This window comes from Conyzicola sp., from assembly GCF_057073975.1.
Genome location: NZ_JBXMIS010000027.1, coordinates 1 through 5,673, shown reverse-complemented (window position 1 = coordinate 5,673; position 5,673 = coordinate 1). Strand labels below are relative to the sequence as shown.

General features: G+C 70.2%; 6 protein-coding genes. 3 read left to right on the top strand and 3 right to left on the bottom strand.

Annotation, left to right across the window (positions count from 1 at the left end; all coding sequences use genetic code 11):
• Nucleotides 1-1,371, top strand: a 1,371-nt coding sequence (gene gndA / locus AC14A7_RS02410; protein ID WP_484006289.1) for an NADP-dependent phosphogluconate dehydrogenase, incomplete at its 5' end; no start/stop codon positions are given.
• A 57-nt stretch (nucleotides 1,372-1,428) separates the two neighbouring features.
• On the top strand, nucleotides 1,429-1,803 hold the full coding sequence (locus AC14A7_RS02405; RefSeq protein ID WP_484006288.1) for a nuclear transport factor 2 family protein: 375 nt from the start codon (nucleotides 1,429-1,431) through the stop codon (nucleotides 1,801-1,803).
• On the opposite strand, the gene AC14A7_RS02400 is transcribed toward AC14A7_RS02405, so the two are convergent.
• On the bottom strand, nucleotides 1,800-3,170 hold the full coding sequence (locus AC14A7_RS02400; RefSeq protein ID WP_484006287.1) for a CoA transferase: 1,371 nt from the start codon (nucleotides 3,168-3,170) through the stop codon (nucleotides 1,800-1,802). The genes AC14A7_RS02405 and AC14A7_RS02400 overlap by 4 nt on opposite strands.
• Complete coding sequence (locus tag AC14A7_RS02395; protein WP_484006286.1) at nucleotides 3,167-4,360, bottom strand: APC family permease; 1,194 nt, start codon at nucleotides 4,358-4,360, stop codon at nucleotides 3,167-3,169. Before AC14A7_RS02395 ends, AC14A7_RS02400 begins: the two co-directional genes overlap by 4 nt.
• Before the next feature lie 41 nt (nucleotides 4,361-4,401).
• On the opposite strand from AC14A7_RS02395, the gene AC14A7_RS02390 reads away from it, so the two are divergent.
• Nucleotides 4,402-4,764 carry a hypothetical protein gene (locus AC14A7_RS02390; RefSeq protein WP_484006285.1) on the top strand — a complete coding sequence of 121 codons (363 nt, stop codon included), beginning with the start codon at nucleotides 4,402-4,404 and terminating at the stop codon, nucleotides 4,762-4,764.
• 46 nt (nucleotides 4,765-4,810) lie between these two features.
• Here the strand turns inward: AC14A7_RS02390 and AC14A7_RS02385 are convergent.
• Nucleotides 4,811-5,673 (bottom strand): ribose-phosphate diphosphokinase (locus AC14A7_RS02385; protein ID WP_484006284.1); only part of this gene is annotated, 863 nt, incomplete at its 5' end.

The following is a 5,673-nucleotide window of genomic DNA, read 5'->3' as shown; positions in this document are numbered from 1 at the left end:
TCGCGCGAGGGCAACACCGTTGCCATCTTCAACCGCAGCTTCGAGAAGACCCAGACCGTGCTCGACGCGCACCCGGAGGCCAACTTCGTCGCCGCGACGACCTACGAGGAGTTCGCGGCATCCCTGTCGAAGCCCCGCACCGCGATCATCATGGTGCAGGCCGGCAAGGGCACCGACGCCGTCATCGACGCGCTCACCGAGGTCTTCGAGCCGGGCGACATCATCGTGGATGGCGGCAACGCGCTGTTCACCGACACCATCCGCCGCGAGAAGGCCGTGCGCGAGACCGGCATCAACTTCGTCGGCGCCGGAATCTCGGGCGGCGAGGAGGGCGCACTGCTCGGCCCGTCGATCATGCCCGGCGGAAGCGCCGAGGCCTGGGAGACGCTTGGCCCGATCCTTCGCTCGATCGCCGCAGTCGCCGAGGGCGAGCCCTGCGTGACCCACGTCGGCACCGACGGCGCTGGCCACTTCGTCAAGATGATCCACAACGGCATCGAGTACGCCGACATGCAGCTCATCGCCGAGGCCTACGACCTCATCCGCCAGGGCACCGGCGCGACCCCCGCCGAGATCGCCGACATCTTCACGGAGTGGAACGCGGGTGAGCTCGAGAGCTACCTCATCGAGATCACCGCGGAGGTGCTCAAGCAGGTCGACGCTACGACCGGCAAGCCGCTCGTCGACGTCATCCTCGACCAGGCGGGATCGAAGGGCACCGGCGTCTGGACGGTGCAGACCGCCCTCGACCTCGGAATCCCGGTCTCCGGTATCGCCGAGGCCGTCTTCGCCCGCTCGCTGTCGTCGAAGCCCGCTCAGCGCGCCGCGGCATCCTCGCTTCCCGGCCCGTCGCCCGTGCCGGTCGCCGACAAGGCCGCCTTCGTCGAAGACGTGCGCAAGGCGCTCTACGCCTCGAAGATCATCGCCTACTCGCAGGGCTTCGACGCGATCGTCGCTGGCGCTGAGCAGTACGGCTGGGACATCAAGAAGGGCGAGATCGCGGCGATCTGGCGTGGCGGCTGCATCATCCGTGCCCGCTTCCTCAACCGCATCACCGAGGCATACGCGGCCGACCCGGCGCTCGTTGCCCTCGTGACCGCGCCGTTCTTCGCGGATGTCATGGCGACCGCGCAGGACGCATGGCGTCGCGTGGTCATCGCGGCAACCCAGGCGGGAATCCCCTCGCCGGCGTTCTCCTCGTCACTCGCGTACTACGACGGACTGCGTGCCGACCGTCTGCCGGCCGCTCTCGTTCAGGGCCAGCGCGACTTCTTCGGAGCACACACCTACCGCCGCGTGGATGCCGATGGCACCTTCCACACGCTGTGGTCGGGCGACCGCACCGAGATCAGCGCGGTCGACAGCCACTGATTCGGTAGTTTCTGCCAGACCTCGTCTGGAGCGCTCGGCGGCTGCCAGCATGCAGTCATGACCCGTGAACCTGAACTGCTGGCCGCCGTCGACGCCTACTTCCGCGCACTCCACGCGTGCGATACCGCGCTGCTCGACTCCGTCTTCCACCCGTCGAGCACGCTCTTCGACGTGGATGAGGGCGTCGTCACCGTCGACCCATACCCCGCGTGGCGCGAGGTCGTCGCGAACCGGCCGTCGCCGGCATCCGTCGGCCAGGAGCGCCTCGACGAGATCGTGTCGGTGACCTGGCTGTCGCCCGCAGCCGCGACCGTGTTCGTGCGGCTGCGCGTGCTGCAGGCGGTCTTCGTCGACCACCTGTCGTTCGTCGACGGCCCGGATGGATGGCAGATCGTCAACAAGGTCTGGCACCTGGAGTCGACGCTGGCCTAGTCCCAGCGGGGTTTGTCGGTGCCGAGGGCCCGCGGCGGCTTCTCCCAGTGGAGCGGGCGGCCCCCGATTGTCAGCGGGGAGGCAAGCAGCTCTGCGGGGCCCCAGGGGGTGCTCCACTCTGTGGGTTGAGTAATCGCCGCAGGCGAGGTATCGAAGCCGGAGTCCTGGTCTCGATACGCGCTTCGCGCTACTCGACCCGCGGTCGTGAGCTCGAGGGCGGTTCTGGCAAGCGAGAGGCGGGCGGTGCTGCCGAGACCCGTCTCGCGGCGGCGGCGAAGGCCCTCGAGCGCGGCGGCGGCGGCGAGGTATCCCGTGGCGTGGTCGAGCGCCTGCACGGGCAGCGGCGAAGGACCCTCTGGCGCGAAGGCTATGCCGCTCGACATCTGCACGAGCGAGTCGAATCCGCGGCGGTTGCGCCATGGCCCGGTCCAGCCGTAGGCATTGAGGGCCACGTCGACGATGCCCGGGTTGATCTCGCGGATGCCGGCGGCATCCAGTCCGAGCCTCTCCATCGCGTCGGCGCGGTAGCCGTGCACGATGACGTCGGCCTTCTCGATGAGCAGCCGCAGCTTGCGCATGCCGCCGGCGTCGAAGAAGTTGGCGCGGGCGGCGCGCTTGCCGAGCGTCATCTCTGGCACGATGGCCGGCTCGTTCCAGTCGGGCGGGTCGATGCGCAGCACGTCGGCGCCGAGTCCGGCGAGGAAGCGGGTGGCGACCGGCCCGGCGATCACGCGGGTGAGGTCGAGCACCCGAAACCCGTCGAGGGTGGCGGTGCCGCCGGTCTGCCAGGCGATGAGCGGCTCGGCGGCCACCGCGATGCCCTGCGGATGCACTGCCCACTCCTCTGGCGTGCGCAGCACCGCGGCCGCTCCCCCGCTCTCGACGATCTCCGCCTCGAGGTCGAGGCCAGACCACGTCGCCACGGCGGCTTCGACATCGGCGCGCTCGGCGATCGACTCCGCCGCGAAGTCGGGCTCCGGCTCGAGCTCGCGGCCCACGATGGAGGCACCGGTGCGCGGCCTGGCCCGCTCGGTGACGTTCAGCACGAGCAGGGCGGCGAGCCGGTGGTGCGGCGCGTTGGTGTGCAGCCGGATCCAGCCGTCGGCCGTGCGGTAGTCGCCGGCAAGCGAGTCCCACGGACTCGGCAGCTGCCACCCCACCGGCTTCAGCGCCTGGCCGAACCACGCGTCGGCGAGCGCTCGATCGACACGAACCGCCTCTCCCGTTGCCAGACCGGCAACAGCGATGGATGCCGCGGCCAGCCCCGACACGTCGTAGCGGGAATCGAGCGTGCCCTCGCCGACCAGCTCGAGCTCTGCGTGCGGTTCGGCTCGCAGGGCAGACCACAGGGATTCGACGAGGCTCACGCCTTCACTGTACGCACGAGCAGCCGCGCGGCAATACCCGCCGCGAGCACGCCGGCGGCCAGCACGATCGCCTGCCACGGCAGGGTGGCGGCGAGCAGCAGGCACCCGGCGAGCCCAACGACCTGCACGGCCCGGGGCAGCCACCGCTGCGCGGCCGGCTGCCGCAGCGCGGCGTAGTGGGCGATCGCGTAGTACACGAGCACAGCGCAGCTCGAGAACCCGACCAGTCGAGCCGGGTCGAGCACGAGCACCGCGGCGATCGCCACGAGGGCGACGATCGCCTCTGCCGCAATCGGGGCGCGCGTGCGCGACCACACGAAGCCGAGCGGGCCGGGCAGGTCGCCGCCGCGGGCCATCGCGAGCGTGGTTCGGCTGAGCGCGGCCAGGATGCCGACGAGCGACCCGAGGCACGCCACCCCCGCGACGACGCGCACGAGCACGTCGCTGCCTCCGATCGCCGCGAGCGGCGATGCCGTGTCGGCGAGTCGCTCAGCCCCGAGCACCGAGAGCACGGTCACCGCCACGAGCGCGTAGACCACGAGCGTGATCGCGAGGGCGGCGATGATGGCGCGCGGCAGCGTGCGGCGGGGGTCGACGACCTCGGCACCGAGAGTGGCCATGCGTGCGTATCCCGCGAAGCAGAAGAAGAGGAGGCCAGCGGACTGCAGGATTCCTGCGGGGCTCGCTGCGGCATCCATATCGATCTGGGTGATGGACGGCAGCCCTGGCGCGAGCACCACCACGAGGCCAACGAGAACGACGGCAACGATCACGAGGCTCACGGTCGCCGTGCTGCGGATGCCGCTCATGTTGACGACCGCGAAGACGGCGAGGAGGGCAACGGCGACGGGTCGCGCCTGCTCCGGCCAGAGGTAGGAGCCCGCGATGAGCGAGATCGCCGCGGCGGATGCCGTCTTGCCGACGAGGAACAGCACGCCAGCGCTGAACCCCGGCCAGCCGCCAGCGAACGCGTAGACCCCGCCGGAGACGGGATTCGCCATGGCGAGCTGGGCCGTGCTCAGGGCGTTGAGGCTTGCCACGACGCCCGCGATCGCGAGCCCGGCGAGCAGCCACGGCCCGGCCGCTGCGGCCGCCGGCGCCCAGACGAAGAAGACTCCGGCGCCGATCATCGAGGCGAGCCCGATGGCTATGGCCCGCGCCGTGCCGATGCGGCGATCCAGTTCAGTCACGGGCACACAGTACTCGGCTGTGGTTAACGCAGAATGGAGGGGTGACCGACCACCCTGAGCTCGACGGATACGAGCCGCACCCCGAGCGGCCGATGCGATCGCGTCGCTCGCAGCGGCTCATCCAGTTCGCCGCGGTCGTCGGCATCGCGCTGCTCGTCATGCCCCTCGTCATCTCGCAGGCCCGCATCGCCGAGCGGTCGGCCGAGCGTTGGTGCGGCATCTGGGTCGACTACGAGGTGTCGGAGCCGGCCACCCCCGACGCGCGGTTCGAGGTCTTCGGGCCGAGCGTGATCGGCTGGGAGTGCTACGCCACCGAGGTCATCGGGGGCGACAGGTACCTCGGGCCGCTCGGCATCATCCCCGGCGCGCCCAACCTGCGCGACGGGCGCGTGCTTTCGGCGTAGGGGTTTCGATACGCGCGCTTCGCGTGCTACTCAACCCGCAGAGGCGCTACGCAGCCCCGTCGAACATCGAGGTGACGCTGCCGTCGTCGAAGACCTCGTAGATGGCCCGGGCGATGAGCGGGGCGATCGGCAGGATGGTGAGCGTGGAGAACCGCTTGTGCTCTGGGATCGGCAGGGTGTCGGTGACAACCACGGAGTCGATGAAATCGCTCTGCAGCAGCTCGACGGCCGGGTCGGAGAACACGGCGTGGGTCGCTGCGACGATGACCTTGAGGGCGCCGGCGTTCTTAAGCGCCTCTGCCGCCTTGGCGATCGTGCGGCCGGTGTCGATGAGGTCGTCGACGATGAGGCAGACGCGGCCGTCGACCTCTCCGACGATCTCGTGAACAGAGACCTGGTTGGCGACGGCGGGGTCGCGGCGCTTGTGGATGATGGCGAGGGGTGCGCCGAGCTTGTCGCTCCAGATGTCGGCGACGCGCACCCGGCCCATGTCGGGCGAGACCACGGTGAGGTTCGGCTCGTCGAGCGCCTTGAAGTGCTCGAGCAGCACCGGCATGGCGAACAGGTGGTCGACCGGGCCGTCGAAGAAGCCCTGGATCTGCGCGGCGTGCAGGTCGACGCTCATGATGCGGTCGGCGCCGGCGGCCTTGTAGAGGTCGGCCACGAGACGGGCGCTGATCGGCTCGCGGCCGCGGCCCTTCTTGTCTTGCCGGGCGTACGGGTAGAACGGCGCCACGACCGTGATGCGCTTCGCGCTCGCGCGCTTGGCGGCGTCGACCATGATCAGCTGCTCCATCAGCCACTCGTTGATCGGGCTGGTGTGCGACTGGATGACGAAGGCATCGCACCCGCGGACGCTCTCGTCGTACCGGGCGTAGATCTCGCCGTTGGCGAAGGTCCGGGCATCCG

Coding starts and splice junctions, on each gene's coding strand:
- AC14A7_RS02405 (WP_484006288.1), top strand. CDS start 1,429: ATGACCCGTGAACCTGAACTGCTGGCCGCCGTCGACGCCTACTTCCGC.